This window comes from Bacteroides gallinaceum, assembly GCF_030373775.1.
GTDB lineage: Bacteria > Bacteroidota > Bacteroidia > Bacteroidales > Bacteroidaceae > Phocaeicola > Phocaeicola excrementipullorum.
Window position 1 is genome coordinate 286,353 of the sequence record NZ_JAUDEN010000001.1, and the last position, 16,374, is coordinate 302,726.

12 protein-coding genes are annotated in these 16,374 nt (G+C 49.6%); 2 read left to right on the forward strand and 10 right to left on the reverse strand.

Annotated elements, in window-relative coordinates:
• Nucleotides 1–6 precede the first annotated feature (6 nt).
• Nucleotides 7–1,182, reverse strand: coding sequence for an MFS transporter (locus QUW60_RS01090; protein ID WP_258336933.1), 1,176 nt, complete (start codon nt 1,180–1,182; stop codon nt 7–9).
• Between the two features lie 281 nt (nt 1,183–1,463).
• On the opposite strand from QUW60_RS01090, the gene QUW60_RS01095 reads away from it, so the two are divergent.
• Nucleotides 1,464–4,676, forward strand: a complete 3,213-nt coding sequence (locus QUW60_RS01095; protein WP_289558147.1) for a TonB-dependent receptor — start codon at nt 1,464–1,466, stop codon at nt 4,674–4,676.
• A gap of 414 nt (nt 4,677–5,090) precedes the next feature.
• Here QUW60_RS01095 and QUW60_RS01100 read toward each other — a convergent pair whose 3' ends face one another.
• The 5 genes from QUW60_RS01100 to QUW60_RS01120 form a co-directional block, all read right to left on the reverse strand.
• Entirely contained in the window at nt 5,091–6,041 is a 951-nt protein-coding gene (locus tag QUW60_RS01100; protein WP_258336935.1) for a PepSY-like domain-containing protein, read from the reverse strand.
• A 208-nt stretch (nt 6,042–6,249) separates the two neighbouring features.
• Entirely contained in the window at nt 6,250–7,938 is a 1,689-nt protein-coding gene (ettA, locus tag QUW60_RS01105) for an energy-dependent translational throttle protein EttA (RefSeq protein WP_258336936.1), read from the reverse strand.
• Nucleotides 7,939–7,957: 19 nt separating this feature from the next.
• A complete protein-coding gene (locus tag QUW60_RS01110; protein ID WP_289558148.1) occupies nt 7,958–9,124 on the reverse strand; it encodes an MFS transporter in 1,167 nt (388 codons plus the stop codon).
• Between the two features lie 83 nt (nt 9,125–9,207).
• Nucleotides 9,208–10,029 carry a 3-methyl-2-oxobutanoate hydroxymethyltransferase gene (panB, locus tag QUW60_RS01115; protein ID WP_289558149.1) on the reverse strand — a complete coding sequence of 274 codons (822 nt, stop codon included), beginning with the start codon at nt 10,027–10,029 and terminating at the stop codon, nt 9,208–9,210.
• A 225-nt stretch (nt 10,030–10,254) separates the two neighbouring features.
• On the reverse strand, nt 10,255–10,908 hold the full coding sequence (locus QUW60_RS01120) for an HAD family hydrolase (protein WP_289558150.1): 654 nt from the start codon (nt 10,906–10,908) through the stop codon (nt 10,255–10,257).
• A 102-nt stretch (nt 10,909–11,010) separates the two neighbouring features.
• On the opposite strand from QUW60_RS01120, the gene QUW60_RS01125 reads away from it, so the two are divergent.
• Entirely contained in the window at nt 11,011–12,378 is a 1,368-nt protein-coding gene (locus QUW60_RS01125; protein ID WP_289558151.1) for an MATE family efflux transporter, read from the forward strand.
• On the opposite strand, the gene QUW60_RS01130 is transcribed toward QUW60_RS01125, so the two are convergent.
• The 4 genes from QUW60_RS01130 to QUW60_RS01145 all read right to left on the reverse strand — a co-directional run bounded on the left by QUW60_RS01130 (nt 12,371) and on the right by QUW60_RS01145 (nt 16,366).
• Nucleotides 12,371–13,624, reverse strand: coding sequence for an Nramp family divalent metal transporter (locus tag QUW60_RS01130; protein WP_289558152.1), 1,254 nt, complete (start codon nt 13,622–13,624; stop codon nt 12,371–12,373). The genes QUW60_RS01125 and QUW60_RS01130 overlap by 8 nt on opposite strands.
• Before the next feature lie 74 nt (nt 13,625–13,698).
• Nucleotides 13,699–14,949: a clostripain-related cysteine peptidase gene (locus QUW60_RS01135; protein WP_289558153.1), complete on the reverse strand. Its 1,251-nt coding sequence runs from the start codon at nt 14,947–14,949 to the stop codon at nt 13,699–13,701.
• Nucleotides 14,943–15,353: a hypothetical protein gene (locus QUW60_RS01140; protein WP_289558154.1), complete on the reverse strand. Its 411-nt coding sequence runs from the start codon at nt 15,351–15,353 to the stop codon at nt 14,943–14,945. Before QUW60_RS01140 ends, QUW60_RS01135 begins: the two co-directional genes overlap by 7 nt.
• A 152-nt stretch (nt 15,354–15,505) precedes the next feature.
• The gene (locus QUW60_RS01145; protein WP_258336944.1) at nt 15,506–16,366 is read right to left on the reverse strand and encodes a sigma-70 family RNA polymerase sigma factor; all 861 of its coding nucleotides are present in this window, start codon (nt 16,364–16,366) and stop codon (nt 15,506–15,508) included.
• Nucleotides 16,367–16,374: the final 8 nt, after the last annotated feature.

Here is a 16,374-nt window from a genome sequence, read left to right on the forward strand (position 1 = left end):
CATCATTCAATGTTTTGTAAATAGAGTAATAACCAACGAAATGCCGGCCAGACAAATGCCTGTGCAGGTTACGCCCGCCCAACCGAATGAGTGCCAGAAGGTTCCGGCAAACAATGTTCCCAAGGCACCGCCGACAAAATAAGTAGTCATGAATATGGTGTTGATACGGTTGGACGCATGCATGTCAAGCGAAAGCGCACAAGTCTGATTGCTGATTTGGACACATTGCATACCGATATCAATCACGACAATTCCAACAATATATCCGGCGTAACAATCCTGAAGAAAGTACATGAACACCCATGCAAGAATCATCAGCGAAGCTCCCAGATAATTGAAGAAACGGACGCCCATCCTGCGGACGTAAGCTCCCACAACCGACGCGGTCAACGCACCAGCTATGCCGCAAAGACCAAGCATGCCGATAACATTGTTGCCCGCGTGAAAAGGCTCGCCGCTCAGCTTGAAAGCCAGACAAGCCCACAAAGCCAGGAAACTGCCGAAACAGAGGCCCGCCCGGACAGACACGAGCCGCAGCGTAGGCCTGGCGGCATAGAGCGTTCCGAGCGACTTCATCAGTCCGGCATAAGTTCCCTTGAAATTGGAAGGCATATCAGGCAAGGCACGCAGGATGACAAAGATGCACAGAAACATGATGACGGCAGCCACATAATACATGGTACGCCATCCGAAATACTCTCCGACAATACCGCTGACAACACGGGAGCCCAGAATGCCGGTCAACAGTCCGCTAAGCATAAGCCCCACATTGCGCGCCTTGTTCTGCGGAACCGAGAACTGCGACACCAGCGGAATAAATATCTGCGGTATGACCGAACAGATTCCGGTGACCAGCGAAGCCGCCAATATATAATGGATGCCGGGAGAAACCGCTATGCAGCAAGTTGCCGCAGTCAGCAGCAAAAAATTGACGACTATGATTTTCCGCCGGCTATAAAGGTCGCCCAAAGGAATGATGAACAACAAGCCCAAGGCGTACCCGATTTGTGTAGTCATCGGAATAAGGTTCGCCGTAAACTCCGACACACCCAGATCAGCGCTTATACGGTTCAGCAAAGGCTGGTTGTAATACAGATTTGCGACAGACAGTGCCGCAATCACGGCAAGCAGCCAAAGCAATGAAGCGGGGACACCGCCATTCTCAACCAATTTTTGTTTCATTTTCACTTTTAGTTTTCTGATGCAAAAATACGGAGAAAAACGAAACTCTTCCTTCCCCAGATTACATTTATGAAAAAATCCGGTTACAAACACATGCCTGTTCCGAACCCGGCAAAATATTTTTGCAACAAATTTACAAAAAGCAACGACTTTTTGTTTATTATTCCTAAATTTGCACCAGAAAAGACAAACAGGAAACCGATAAAAACTAAACGAAAGACTACCAATCAGAAAACTACTGGATAGAAACTAAAAATAGCTTTTACTAACAATTTATTTTTATGGTACAACAAATCAAAGTCTTCTCCGCGACGGTAATGGCATCAGCCTTGACTATTGCCGCAAGTGCGCAAGTAACTACATCTGCCATCAGCGGAAAAATCATCGACGAAATGAACGAGCCTGTTATCGGTGCCACAGTGACAGCCGTGCATGAACCATCAGGTACTCTCTATGGAGCCGTCACCAACATTGACGGACGTTACACGATTCAAGGTATGCGTACCGGCGGACCGTACAAGGTAGAAATCACCTACATCGGCTATCAGAAAGCAACTTATACAGGCATCTATCTTGAACTGGGAAATACATTCTCCCTGAACGGAGATATGAAACCGGCTTCCGAACTGCTTGATGAAGTTGTGGTAGTGGCTGATGCAAGACCGAACGGAGGAGCTTCAAAGAACTTCTCAACGTCTTCCATCGAAAATACGCCGACGGTAGACCGCAATGTGTACGACATTGTAAAGAATATGCCGATGGCCATGACCTCAAAAAACGGAGGCATCACATTTGCCGGTTCAAACAACAGATACAACAGTTTCCAGATTGACGGTACGGTGAGCAACGACGTATTCGGACTTGCAGCTTCAGGAACAAACGGAGGCCAGACAGGAGCTAATCCGATTTCGATGGATGCCATCCAGGAAATCCAGGTAGTAGTTGCCCCATTCGACGTACGGCAGAGCGGATTCACCGGCGGCGGAATCAACGCCATCACCAAGCAGGGAACAAATACCACACACGGATCGGCCTACACTTATTTCAACAACCAGAACATGTATGGCAAGTACAGTGCCATCCGCGGCTACGAGAAATCTCCGATGGCACAGCAATACACACGCACGTACGGAGGAACACTGGGAGGAGCCATCATCAAGGACAAGCTGTTCTACTTTGTCAGCGCAGAAGGCAAGAAAGAATCGTATCCGTCAAGCATCTACCCGGGATATACAAACAATTACCTCACCGCCGGCGACGCACAGAAAATTGCACAGAAATACCAGGAGCTGACCGGATTCAACGAAGGATACGGACAGCGGAACGTTGACAACAAATCGTTCGGATTACTGGCACGTGTCGACTGGAACATCAACCAGAACCATAAACTGGCTATCCGCTACCAGCACAACAATTCGTATGACGACAATTACGGAGTGAGCGCGACAAGCTATATGTTCAACAACAGCGGATACCGCATGAACAACAAGACCAACTCTGTCGTTGCCGAACTGAATTCTCACCTCGGACAGAATCTCTACAACGAGCTCCGTGCCTCGGCCAGCTTTATCCGTGACCACCGCGAAACAGCTTACCAAGGTCCTACCGTACAGATAAAGAATATTTATGCCGCAGACGGAAAAACCAGAATCACGGCCAACATCGGTACTGAATATTCTTCAGGCGCCAATTACCTGGATCAGGACATTTATACATTTGAAGACAATCTCTCATGGTATCTTGGCGACCATACACTGACTTTCGGTACGCACAACGAAATATACCGGATGAAGAATCTGTTCATCCAGGCAATAAACGGGTCATGGTACTACAACAGCCTCGACCTGTTCCTGAACGACGAACCCTATCAGTTTTCATATAAGTATACCGACCCGACACTGACCGGAGGAGATACCCGCTGGGCTCCGGCCATGAAGGCAGGCCAGTTCGGTTTCTATGCCCAGGATAAATGGGATGTCAACAACAACTTCAATCTGACCTACGGCTTGCGCATAGATATCCCGGTTGTTTTCAATGACCCCACGGAAAACCCGACATTCAATGACTATGCAGCCAAAAGAGGATTTGACGTTCGTGTCGGCCAGAACCCGAGTGCAAAAGTGCTGTTCTCTCCGCGCGTAGGTTTCCGCTGGTTCCTGAATGAGTCTCACAACACGCTGCTGAGAGGAGGCGTAGGAATCTTTACGGGCCGTGTACCGTTCGTATGGCTGTCGAATGCCTTCAACAACACCGGTATGGAAAGCAAGGGAACAACGATTTCGCCGCAAGATGCAGACAAGAACTATACGAACACAGCGCCGAAACTAGGCGACTATGCTCATGACCCAATGGCTGCTGCCAATTCGCAGAAAGGTTCTGCATCACGTCCGGACATCGTTACAGTGGACAAGGATTTCAAATACCCGCAAGTATTCCGCGCAAACCTGGCTTTGGAACAGCGTCTTCCGGGAGATGTGAAACTTACTCTGGAGGGTATCTACTCAAAAACAATGAACAACGTGTTCTTTGAGAACTTGGCCATCACAAACAATGGAGAAAAGGTGTATGCTGTTCCCGGTGTGGAAGCGTCCTCCGCTCCGCGCTACAGCAACGAACGAAGCGACTATTACAGCATCATCAACCTGAAAAATACAAACAAAGGCTATACGTATGCCGTATCGGCCCTGCTGGAAAAGAGCTTCAACTTTGGTCTTGACCTGTCGGCTTCTTACACTTTCGGACACGCGAAGTCTGTAAACGACGGTACAAGTTCCGTTGCATACTCTAACTGGAAATACAACTATTCGCGTGACACTAATTCAGACAACGAACTGGGATTCTCCAAGTTTGACATCCCTCACCGCGTAATGGTTCAGGCTTCTTATACCAGTCCGAAATATTGGAACAACTGGATGAGTACCACTGTAGCTGTCATCTACAACGGCTTCTCGGGAGGTAGATACTGCTTGACTATGAACGAAGTTCAGGACTTCAACGGTGACGGCTTCTCTGGAAACTCTCTCCTCTACATTCCGACAGATGCAGAAATTGATAAGATGATCTTTACCGGCGTTGACAAAGACGGAGAAGCACTGAGCATGACGGCAGAAGAAAGCCGCAAAGCTTTCAAGGAATGGATTGCAAACGACAGTTATGCCAAGAATCACCGCGGACAGTATGCAGAACGCAACTCAAATCTGAGCAAGTGGGAACACGAAATTGACCTGCATCTGGCCCAGACCATTTATAACATCAAGGGTGCAGGCAAGTTGGAACTGACTTTCGACATCATCAACTTTGCCAACATGCTGAACAAGAAATGGGGAGCAAGCTACAGCTCAGCCTATAATTTGTCGCCGATTTCCGTAGAATACATGACAACAACAGAAAACGGAGAAAGAACTCCGGCGTATTCATACAACAGAGCAGAAATCGAGAAAAACGATATCGCTTCACGCTGGCACGCACAGGTTGGCGTAAGACTGACTTTCTGATAAATACGGATTTATTATAAGCAACCGATCAAAATTAGCTTATATTAACGTGTCTATTTGAAAACGCAGATTCACGCGGATAAACGCAGATAATAATTTAACTATTAATCCAATCTGAGTTAATCCGCGTAAATCTGCGTTTTTCATTATATCAATTCATTTTGTACACTCAGAAAGAAAGAGGGTGTGTCGAAATTGTTCTTTGAACACAGAGGCACAGAGACACAAATTTTTATTTATTTGATAATAAAATGTATATACTCTGTGACTCTGCACTCAGTTCCTTAATTACGGCACATCCTCTTTCTTTTTTATCTGTTCCTCTCTTTTTCTTTATCAGACAGCCTGCCTCTCTCCTCACAAAAGCAGGAAAAATCCCCGAAAGGCCTGTTCCTGATGACAAAGACAGTTACGTTACGTCCACTCGTCCCAAAGATCACTCCACCAGCCGTCTTCCCAGTCTTCAGGAAACTCTTTCACAATGTTTCCGTCTTGATCGACAATGACCAGCCAATCGTCGTCGTGGCGTTCGGCCTCAATGGCATAAAATATGCCCCGGCGGGAATCAAGCACGTCAATGTCGTCATCATCGATGTCATGGTAGCCTTTTGACCATAAATTGCTCCACAAGTTATCGGGCAGACTGCTGAATCTAGGCTCTTCCCACCAAGTGCCAACCCACTCGTTCCGGAAGTTGAAGTAAACTTCTTTTTCATAGCCTTCATGACGGATTTCAAACTCCATGAAACCGTCTTCCCAATCGCTGTCTTCAATGCGCGCGCCGGGGTATCGGTCTGCGATAAATTCTCTGGGAGTCATCGGCTGCTGTTCAGGAACGAAGTCGATATGGTTATCGTCTTCGGGCGCACCGATAACTTCATCAACAAGTTTGCCCTCCAAAGTATAATAGAGATCAACGTCGGTCTCCGTTCCGTTCTCATTCTTGTCTACCTCGATGACATAAAACGTTTCAGATCCTGCGCGTTCCAACACATTGGCTTCATCGTCCACTGTCCAAGGCGATTGGGCGTAGACGCTGGACTCAAAGGCGCTGCGCACAGCTGCCGGGAGACTGCTGAACGGTATTTCACGGTCGGTCATGCTCCAACGATTGCTCGTGCGTGAAAACCACGCAGTGCAGTTGGGTTGCATCATTTCGGCCCGCGTACCTGCATCATAGAAACGAGCGACATCGTAGTCATCGATGGTCGTCCAAGAGACGTTGGTCGCGTTGGGAAACATTTCGTTAAACGCCTTGACGATTTCGCTAGGCGGAGTTCCGGACAAGCTGTCATCATCACTGCATGACGACAGCACGAACACACTGCATAAAGCAGCCATCAAAAAAAACTTAAACTGTTTCATAGTACAAGTGGATTAGAATATCGTATCGCTATAAATAAAAGCATTTTTCTTCAAAAAGGTGAACAATAACTGTTATTGTTATTAACCTTTAACGGAATTAACTAAAAGCAGAGCATCGCCACTTTTTTCAAACCCCTATATAGATTTCAAGGTTCGTTTAAAAGCAAAAGGCAGAGCCGCAACACGACCCTGCCTCGTTAATAAGAAATCAGTCTTCCATCAGCTTGCGATAACGCACACGCTTCGGCTCTACGTTGCCCATGCGCTTCATCTTGTTCTCCTCGTATTCGGTATACGAACCTTCAAAATAGAACACTTCACTATTGCCCTCGAACGCAAGGATATGCGTACAAATACGGTCGAGGAACCAGCGGTCGTGGCTGATGACCACGGCACAGCCTGCAAAATCCTCCAGACCTTCTTCCAAGGCACGCAGGGTATTCACGTCAATGTCATTGGTAGGCTCATCGAGCAGCAGCACGTTTCCTTCCTCCTTCAGCGCCATGGCCAGATGCAGACGGTTGCGTTCACCTCCCGAAAGCATGCCGCAGAGCTTTTCCTGATCGGAGCCGGAGAAGTTGAAACGGCTCAGATAGGCGCGCGCATTGATGTCGCGGTTACCCATACGGAGCAGTTCGTTTCCGCCGCTGATCACCTGATAGACAGTCTTGTTCGGGTCGATATCCTTGTGCTGCTGGTCGACATAGGCAACCTTCACCGTTTCGCCCACTTCAAACTCTCCCCTGTCCGGCTTTTCAAGTCCCATAATCAGGCGGAACAGCGTTGTCTTGCCCGCACCGTTCGGACCGATAACACCCACGATGCCGTTGGGAGGAAGCATGAAGTTGAGGTCGTCAAACAGCAGCTTGTCGCCATAAGCCTTCGCCACATGCTTGGCTTCGATAACCTTGTTTCCCAGACGCGGACCGTTCGGGATGAAGATTTCCAGCTTCTCTTCCTTCTCCTTCACATCCTCGTTCAGCAGCTTGTCGTAAGAGTTCAGACGGGCCTTTCCCTTTGCCTGACGGGCCTTGGGAGCCATGCGCACCCATTCCAGCTCGCGTTCCAGCGTTTTGCGGCGCTTGCTTGCCACTTTTTCTTCCATTTCCATGCGTTTGGTCTTCTGCTCCAGCCAGCTCGAATAGTTTCCCTTCCAGGGGATACCTTCGCCACGGTCGAGTTCCAGAATCCATCCGGCCACGTGATCAAGGAAGTAACGGTCGTGCGTCACGGCGATTACCGTTCCTTCATACTGCTGCAGATGCTGTTCCAGCCAGTCGATGCTTTCTGCATCCAGGTGGTTGGTAGGCTCGTCCAGCAGAAGGATGTCCGGCTTCTGAAGCAGCAGGCGGCACAAAGCCACACGGCGGCGTTCACCTCCCGAAAGGTTCTTCACCGGCTGGTCTTCGGGAGGACAGCGCAGCGCATCCATCGCACGTTCCAGCTTGCTGTCCAGGTTCCATGCGTCTGTAGCGTCAATGATATCCTGCAGTTCGGCCTGGCGGGCGAAAAGCGCATCCATCTTTTCCGGATTTTCATAATATTCCGGAAGCCCGAACTTCTGGTTGATTTCTTCATATTCCGCCAATGCGTCCACGGTGCTCTGCACACCTTCCATCACCACCTCCTTGACCGTCTTTTCATTGTCGAGCTGAGGTTCCTGAGCCAGATAGCCCACCGAATAGCCCGGAGAGAAAACCACTTCGCCCTGATAGTTCTGGTCCAGTCCGGCGATAATCTTCAGCAACGTAGACTTTCCCGAACCGTTCAAACCGATGATACCGATCTTCGCTCCGTAGAAAAAGGATAGGTAGATGTCTTTCAATACCTGTCTGTTGTTCTGGAATGACTTGCTCACTCCCACCATCGAAAAGATAATCTTCTTGTCGTCTGCCATATTCTTTATTGGTTGTTAGTTAAATAATGTCTGCGTCTTGCAGCTTCCGGATGTAATAACGGTGCACATAGAGCTGGTAAAAGAGCAATCCCGCCACGCCGATGACAAAAGCCGTCACAAACGGATTGCCTACACTCATCCGGGATTCCCATTGGCAAAGCAAATAGCCGGCCGTCACTCCAACTCCCCAAAGGAGCTGGAACGTGTGATAACCGGTTCCCCGTTCGCAATGGAGCGGAAGGAGAATCATCATCCGCAGGAACTGGTAGAGGGAAAGCCCCAAACCCAGCCCTGCCAGAACTCCCGCACATCCAAACGCACGGTGACCGAAATCGGGGAAGCCGAGTATGCCCAATGCGGCAAGCATCAGCAGCATTCCTGCACCGTTCAGCAACCGTCCGCCCACTTTCAGCGTGATGAAACGGCTCACCGGCAAAAATACAAAAAATCCCGCACCCATGTAAAGATAAAAGTGAGTATATCCATAGCCTACCGTTCCGAGCAGAAAACCCAGCATGACGGGTACGGTCATCATGTTCAGTCCGGACAGACAGGTGCGGAACAGCAGGAAGCGGTCGAACGAAAGCAGCGGAACATCCAAAGGGGCACGGAAACAGACTCGTACCGCGGAAACCAGCACTACCGACACAAGCGCAAGACATGCCGAAAGCATGAACGCACCGTCGGACGAAATGACAAAGGGGCCTCCTCCTTCTATGCCCAGCACGATTCCGGCCAGCATACCCACGAGTCCCGCCCACGTGAAGCAGGCATTCGCCCCGTCCCGATGACGGCTGGGAGTGACATCGATGACCAGCGTGCTTCCCATCGACATCAAGGCTACTCCGAACATCGCTCCCTGAAGGAGCAGCCAGGCTATCATCCACCTGACATCAGACACATAGCCATAGAACACCGTTATTACGGACAACAGGAGAATGCTGTACACGCACACATGCTTCCGCTTGAAGCGGTCCACCAGATAGGCGTTGAAAGGACCGGAAAGGAATGGGGCGATTCCGAAAACGGATGTTATCAGAGCCGCATGCAGCCCGTCGCATTCCAAAGCCGCCTGAATCCAACCGTGAAGGACTGGAAACAGCATATAGACCGACATGAAAAGGAACACGTTCGCCAGCACCAGCAGACAGAAGTTCCGGTTCCACAAGCCGTGATTAGTCGCCATTGAGTCTACTTTTATAAATGAAGAATGAAGCATCAAGAATGGGAGAAAATTCTTCACTATCCACTCTTAACACTTCACTCAAATCAATACTGTTCTGTTTCGTTGGGAAAATCGCCCGACTTCACATCGGCCACGTAATGTCCGATGGCATCTGTCATCACCGTGTTCAGGTCTGCGTAACGGCGCAGGAACTTCGGGCTGAAGCCTTTGGTCATGCCCAGCATGTCGGCCACCACAAGCACCTGTCCGTCAACGCCTCCTCCGGCACCGATTCCAATCACGGGAATCGAAAGCTCTGAAGCCACACGTGCGGCAAGAGCCGCCGGAACCTTCTCGAGCACAAGGGCGAAGCACCCGATTTCTTCAAGCACATGCGCGTCGCGCACCAGCTTTTCGGCCTCAGCGTCATCCTTGGCACGCACGCCATACGTCCCGTACTTGTTGATGGACTGGGGCATCAGTCCCAAATGTCCCATCACGGGCACTCCGGCAGCAATTATTCTGGAGAACACGTCCCTGTATTCCTCTCCGCCTTCCAGTTTCAGCGCATCGGCACCCGTTTCCTTCATCATCCGCACGGCATTCGCCACACCTTCATAGGGGTCAGCCTGATAAGAGCCGAAGGGCATGTCCACAACAACCAGCGCACGCTTCACGCCGCGTGCCACCGACCTGCCGTGGTAAATCATCTGATCGACAGTTATGGGAAGCGTAGTGGCATTTCCCGCCATCACGTTCGAAGCGGAATCGCCCACCAGAATCACATCCATACCGGCGCCGTCTACAATCTGCGCTACGGTATAATCATAAGCTGTCAGCATGGAAATCTTTTCTCCCTGCTGCTTCATTTCAATCAATCGGTGAGTGGTGACCTTGCGGGCATCACTCGACAAATATCCTGCCATAAATCACTTAATTAAAAAACGTTCATAATACCTTCCGAACGGGAATCACGGCATATTCAGAAAATAACCCGTCAAGTCAATCAAAATATCCCAACAAGTCAATTAAAATGTCCCGTCATCTTCATCAAGATGTCCCGTCATTTTTACGCCGGGAAGAGATTCCCTCCCCCAAAAGCCAGACAAAAGTAAGGCAAATCTCTGATATAAACAACTTTTAACGGGCAATTAATGCAAAAGGAGGCCCATCATCTCGGGATAGCTGAAAGCGGTGAAATCGGGGATGACCAGCGCGCATTTGCCGGCTATCGCCTCCTTGGGATTGGTGGTGCTCAGACCTACCACCGTCATTCCCGCCGCATTCCCGGCCTCAAGCCCGTGGAAAGAATCCTCGAATACCACGCAGTTTTCCGGAACGGTTTCGAAAACCTCCGCACCGAGAAGGAAACAGTCGGGTGCTGGCTTCGAACGGGCAAACATTTCTGCGGTCAGAATGCGGTCGACCAACTGCTTCAGCTCCGGATGAACGGCATATACGTTAGCCATCTTCTTCTCGTTCGAGCTGGTCACGATGGCAATCTTCACTCCATGGGCATGAAGTTCGCGCATGAAGTCCACCACCCCCGGAATATACTCATAGCTCATCTGTTCCTCAAAACGGTTCAGCCCATCGGTTATCTCGGCCTGCTCTTTTTCCATTCCGGCAAAATAACGGCCGTAAATCTGGTTCAAAGTCTGTCCCTTGATGATTTTTCCGAACTCCTCGTGTTCGGGATGATACTTCTTCCCCACCTCGTTCCAAAAGATGCTGTACTGCGACTCCGTATCCATCACCACTCCGTCAAAATCAAAAAGAGCGGCTGCGCATTTTGTCATGTCCATGTGATTCAAGTTTAATTTAGTTTGATTTAACGGTGCAAATTTCATAAATATCCGCCCATCTTCCTAACTTTGCCACGCAATTTTAACGAAAGAATACAAAAAATGGAAACCAATAATCCGCATGTGCTTGGGGAAGCACCTATCGGGAAATTGCTGTGGCAATATTCCATTCCGGCTATCATCGGAATGACCCTGACTTCTTTATACAACATCATCGACAGTATCTTTATCGGGCACGGCGTGGGAGCGCTGGCTATTTCGGCCCTCGCCATCACGTTTCCGCTGATGAATCTGATCATCGCTTTCAGCACGCTGGTGGGAGTGGGCGGAGCAACCCTCTCATCCATCCGGCTGGGACAAAAAGACCGGAGGGGAGCCGAATACATTCTGGGCAACGTAGCGGTGATGTGTGTGGTAAACGCCATCGTTTTCGGAGGAATCTCGCTGATCTTCCTCGACCCGATTCTGCGCTTCTTCGGAGCCACCGAGGCCACGCTCGCCTATGCACGCGACTTCATGCAGGTGATTCTTGCCGGCACGCCGATTTCTTACGTAATGATCGGACTCAACAACATCATGCGCGCCACCGGATACCCGAAGAAGGCCATGCTCTCATCTATGCTGACCGTGGGATGCAACGTCATCTTCGCCCCGATCTTCATCTTCTGGTTCGACTGGGGGATCCGGGGGGCTGCACTGGCCACCATACTTTCCCAATTCATCGGAATGATTTGGGTGCTTGCTCACTTCTTCAGCAAAAAGAGTTATATCCGTTTTGAGAAACGCTGCTTCAAGCTGAGGAAAAACATCATCGAAAACGTGTTTGCCATCGGCATGTCGCCTTTCGTGATGAACGTGTGCGCCTGCTGCATCACGATTTTCATCAACAACAGCCTGCTGAAATATGGGGGCGATCTTTCTATCGGCGCATTCGGCATACTTAACCGTATCGTCATGCTCTTCATCATGATTGTAATGGGAATCACGATGGGAATGCAGCCCATCACCGGATACAACTACGGGGCGCAGCACTTTGCACGTGTGAAACAGACGCTCAGAATAGGAATTACAGCCGCGGTGACCATCACTACCTGCGGCTTTCTGGTCGGAGAGCTTTTCCCGTCCGTGTTCGTCGGAATGTTCACGACCAACGATGAACTGACCCGGCAGGCTACCGTAGCCCTCCGCTTCGGAATCGCCTCATTCCCGGTGGTAGGCGCACAGATCGTCATCACCCAGTTCTTTCAGTCGATCGGAAAAGCGAAAATATCCATCTTCCTTTCGCTTACCCGCCAGCTGCTTTTCCTGCTCCCCTGTCTGGCGCTGTTCCCGCATTGGTATGAACTGAACGGAGTGTGGCTCAGTATGCCCGTATCTGATTTCTTCGCCTTCATAGCAGCCGTACTGATGCTGGCCTATCACTTCCGCACAAGGATGAAAAATGCGGCCTCCACATCCGGAATCAGCTGAACAGCAGCATGATGTTCAGCACCGAAACGACAACCGCAATCGTATAAAGCACAAACGTACTCCAGCGGGAATTGGCATATTCGCCCATCACCCGTCTGGATGAAGTGAGGCCCACCTGAAGAAAGACCGTAAAAGGCAGCTGGACACTCAGTACCATCTGCGAAATGATCAGTCCTTTAAAGGGATTGCCGATAAAGAAGATGACCAGCAGCGCCACTCCCAACGAAATCAGAATGCCAGCGCGCGAATGGATGTCCTTTATATGGTAAGACTCGCCGAACATTCCGGCAAAGATGGAACCGGCAGCCATTCCGCTGGTCACGGTCGACGACAGTCCCGCCATCAGGAGAGCCAAAGCGAAGATTGTGCCGGCCTGGCTCCCCAGCAAAGGGTCGAGCAGCGACTTCGCCTGCTGCAATTCTTCTACCTGCACACCGCCGGCAAAGAAAGTGGATGCGGCAAGCAGAATCATCGCACTGTTGATGGCCCACCCCACTCCCATCGAAAAGAGGGTATCATAAAATTCATATTTCAGCAAGCGGCGGATGGAACTGTCATCCCGCTTGTTATACTCGCGGCTCTGCACCACCTCCGAATGAAGAAAAAGATTGTGAGGCATCACAACAGCTCCCAGCACACTCATGATAATCAGCAGGCTTCCTTCGGGAATGCTCGGAATTACCCACGAACGGACAGCTGCCGGCCAGTCGATATCAACCAAAAACAATTCGTAAAGAAATGAAAGTCCGATAACTGACACAAAGCCGATGATGGAACGCTCGATCCGCTTGTATGAGTTGGTGAAAAGCAGAATTACCACAAGCACCGTGGTCAGGATGGCTCCCCACATAATCGGGATTCCGGCAAGCATCTGCAGCGCAATGGCTCCGCCCAGTATCTCGGCCAACGAAGTGGAAACGGATGCCAGCACCGCACTGCCCAATATGGGGCGCGACACCCATCTGGGCGTATAGCGCGTGGCAGCCTCACTCAGGCACAGGCCGGTAACAATGCCGAGATGCGCCACATTATGCTGCAACACGATAAGCATGACGGTAGACAACGTGACCACCCAGAGCAGCGAATAGCCGAAATCGGATCCCGCAGCGAAATTTGACGCCCAGTTTCCGGGATCAATAAATCCCACGGTGACCAGCAGTCCGGGACCGATGTATTTGAAGAAATCCAGACCTCCCAGATAACGCTGGTGGTCTTTCCGTTTAAGTTCTTTGATTATATTCCACATAGCATATCTCCTTTTTTTCCATAAAACAGCATGAAGATACGCAAAGTTCACAAAAATAAAAAGAGTGTCCGTTTTTATTCGGATGCGGAAGGAAGGTAACGCTCCCACCCTGCGGCCTGATACCAGGCAATCGCAGTGCGATAGTATTCATCCCATGAATCCTTGATTCCACGGTCGGGGAAGTACATGCCGATGCCGCAGAAACGGTTTTCGTCAACCGTCACGCCTTCAAATTCATACGCAGCTCCCGAGAGGCAGGCTTTTGCCGCAACAGCTTCATTGAGAGCCGACTGAATGTTTTCGGGTATCTGCCCGCTGTTCAGCACACGGAAAAAATCACCGACATCAAAAGAGAAATTCTTATAGCTCTTCACTCCATACTGCTGTATGTCATTTTCGTAATCCAGATCCGAAAGTTCCGACTTGTATGTTTCCAGCCCTGCACCCACAGCATTCGCCAGTCCCGCAGCCTTGGAACAGTCGACCAATGCGCATGTACCCCACGCATTGTTTTCTTTGTTAAACGAAATAAAATCAGTGCAAACCTGAGAAAATCCGGAAGCTGCACCATAAAGATAAGGCAGCACCCGATGGTAAGGAAAACCCAAAACAGATGTTTCCATCACCGATCCGATAAGATAATCAGTCGCTTCACGCAATTCATAAGCCACCTCTGCGGTGCCCATCATGCAGGCATCGAAAAGAAGAAAATCAAGTTTCTGCGAAAAGCTGGAAAGAAGCACATCCGCCAGTTCCGGAAGATTGATGCTGTAGCCATTGTCGTCACCGAATGCTTTCGACTGCACCGTCTTCCCTCCTTTTATCCAGCTTGAAGCATGAGAGCCGAAAATCAGTCCGTAGCTTTCGGAAGGAGCGGCTTCCTGCATGTCCAGAAACACCTGGCGCATCACCTGAGGATCGACAGCCACATACGAATTGTCTGAAGGATACACTTTCTTTCTGGCAATCTCCACCACCTCGTCAAAGCTGACATTTTCGCCCGGCGAAGGCAGTCCGTTCACATTTCCGCTTCCGTCACTCACAAACTCCATCAGCGTCGGACCGTCGAAAGTCGCATCGTTTGAACGGGGACGGTAATAAACCAGCAGCGTACAAGTATCTGTCATGGACGACAAGGCTTCATACATCCATACGACATTGTCCTCCAAATAAGCGTTCAGGTTATTGTTTGCCACCAGATAAGCCAGCACCGTGCGCCCCTTCCGCATCACAGGCTTGCCTTCCGGAATTTCATTCGAGCAAGAGAAAGTCAGCGCTCCTGCCAGCAAGACACACAAGACAGACCAGACCTTCAGCTTCACCATTCCCAATCAGGCTTTTCAAATTTGAATTCAGGATCCACTCCCAGAATCACAAGCGAATTCCCTTTCTTGTAGTTTTCTTTCAGCTTGGCAATTTCTTTTTGCAGGCTTTTCTGCTTTCTGTTGAAGAACATGAAGCAGGTGCGGTTTTTTCCTCCCTGTTTCTGTTCAAGATAGTCTTTCAACTGAATGCTGTAGGCCGCACGGTTCACCAGCATTCCGCTTCCGTCGACAGAAGCACTGTCCAGATACTGAATATCTGTAAAATAGACAAGCGAATCAGTGAACGACGCCGACACTCCGGCAAGATAAACCCCATATTTTTTCTTATCCTTCGGCTGCTTTCCTACGGCAGACACTGCCAGCAAGGCCATGAAGAAGAAACAAAGAAACTTTGTATAACGCATAGTTCAATTCATTTAAAAACAGGTTACAAAAGTAAGCATTTCATGCATAAATACCGAAACATGGAATGAAAATTAACAAAATAAAAGGAGAGTGCATCAGAACATGAATTTGATGCACCCTCCTCCATTCCTTTTCGGAAACCGAACCTTTCTTATCCCAAATAAGACTTGAGCAGCTTGCTACGAGAATTTTGTCTTAACCTTCTGATAGCTTTTTCCTTAATCTGGCGGACACGCTCACGTGTGAGCCCGAATTTGTCGCCGATTTCTTCCAACGTCATTTCCTGCGTGTTGATACCGAAAAACATCTGGATGATCTCCTTCTCCCTTTCGGTCAGCGTAGAAAGCGCTCTGTCGATTTCCTTCGAAAGTGATTCATTAACCAAGGAACGGTCTGCCATCGGAGAATCGTCGTTTACAAGCACATCCAGCAGACTGTTGTCTTCTCCTTCCACAAAAGGAGCGTCAACCGAAATGTGACGGCCGGACACCTTCAGGGTATCCGAGATCTTGTCTACCGGAATCTCCAGCTCGTCGGCCAACTCTTCAGGCGACGGACGACGCTCATTTTCCTGCTCGAACTTGGAGAAAGCCTTGCTGATCTTGTTCAACGAGCCTACCTGGTTCAAAGGCAGACGCACAATGCGCGACTGCTCTGCCAGAGCCTGCAAGATAGACTGGCGGATCCACCATACCGCATAACTGATAAACTTGAATCCACGGGTTTCATCAAATTTTTCAGCGGCTTTAATCAGTCCAAGGTTACCTTCGTTGATCAAGTCAGGCAAGCTGAGTCCCTGATTCTGATACTGTTTGGCTACTGATACGACGAAACGCAAGTTTGCGCGCGTAAGTTTTTCCAATGCTACACGATCTCCTTTACGGATACGCTGAGCGAGTTCTACCTCCTCCTCTACAGTAATCAAATCTTCACGACCAATTTCCTGCAAGTACTTGTCCAGAGATGCGCTCTCTCGGTTAGTGATACTTTTGGTAATCTTTAATTGTCTCATTCTATATA

Coding starts and splice junctions, on each gene's coding strand:
- QUW60_RS01090 (WP_258336933.1), bottom strand. CDS start 1,182: ATGAAACAAAAATTGGTTGAGAATGGCGGTGTCCCCGCTTCATTGCTT.
- QUW60_RS01145 (WP_258336944.1), bottom strand. CDS start 16,366: ATGAGACAATTAAAGATTACCAAAAGTATCACTAACCGAGAGAGCGCA.
- QUW60_RS01135 (WP_289558153.1), bottom strand. CDS start 14,949: ATGGTGAAGCTGAAGGTCTGGTCTGTCTTGTGTGTCTTGCTGGCAGGA.
- QUW60_RS01130 (WP_289558152.1), bottom strand. CDS start 13,624: ATGTGGAATATAATCAAAGAACTTAAACGGAAAGACCACCAGCGTTAT.
- QUW60_RS01140 (WP_289558154.1), bottom strand. CDS start 15,353: ATGCGTTATACAAAGTTTCTTTGTTTCTTCTTCATGGCCTTGCTGGCA.
- QUW60_RS01125 (WP_289558151.1), top strand. CDS start 11,011: ATGGAAACCAATAATCCGCATGTGCTTGGGGAAGCACCTATCGGGAAA.
- ettA (WP_258336936.1), bottom strand. CDS start 7,938: ATGGCAGACGACAAGAAGATTATCTTTTCGATGGTGGGAGTGAGCAAG.
- panB (WP_289558149.1), bottom strand. CDS start 10,029: ATGGCAGGATATTTGTCGAGTGATGCCCGCAAGGTCACCACTCACCGA.
- QUW60_RS01095 (WP_289558147.1), top strand. CDS start 1,464: ATGGTACAACAAATCAAAGTCTTCTCCGCGACGGTAATGGCATCAGCC.
- QUW60_RS01120 (WP_289558150.1), bottom strand. CDS start 10,908: ATGGACATGACAAAATGCGCAGCCGCTCTTTTTGATTTTGACGGAGTG.
- QUW60_RS01110 (WP_289558148.1), bottom strand. CDS start 9,124: ATGGCGACTAATCACGGCTTGTGGAACCGGAACTTCTGTCTGCTGGTG.
- QUW60_RS01100 (WP_258336935.1), bottom strand. CDS start 6,041: ATGAAACAGTTTAAGTTTTTTTTGATGGCTGCTTTATGCAGTGTGTTC.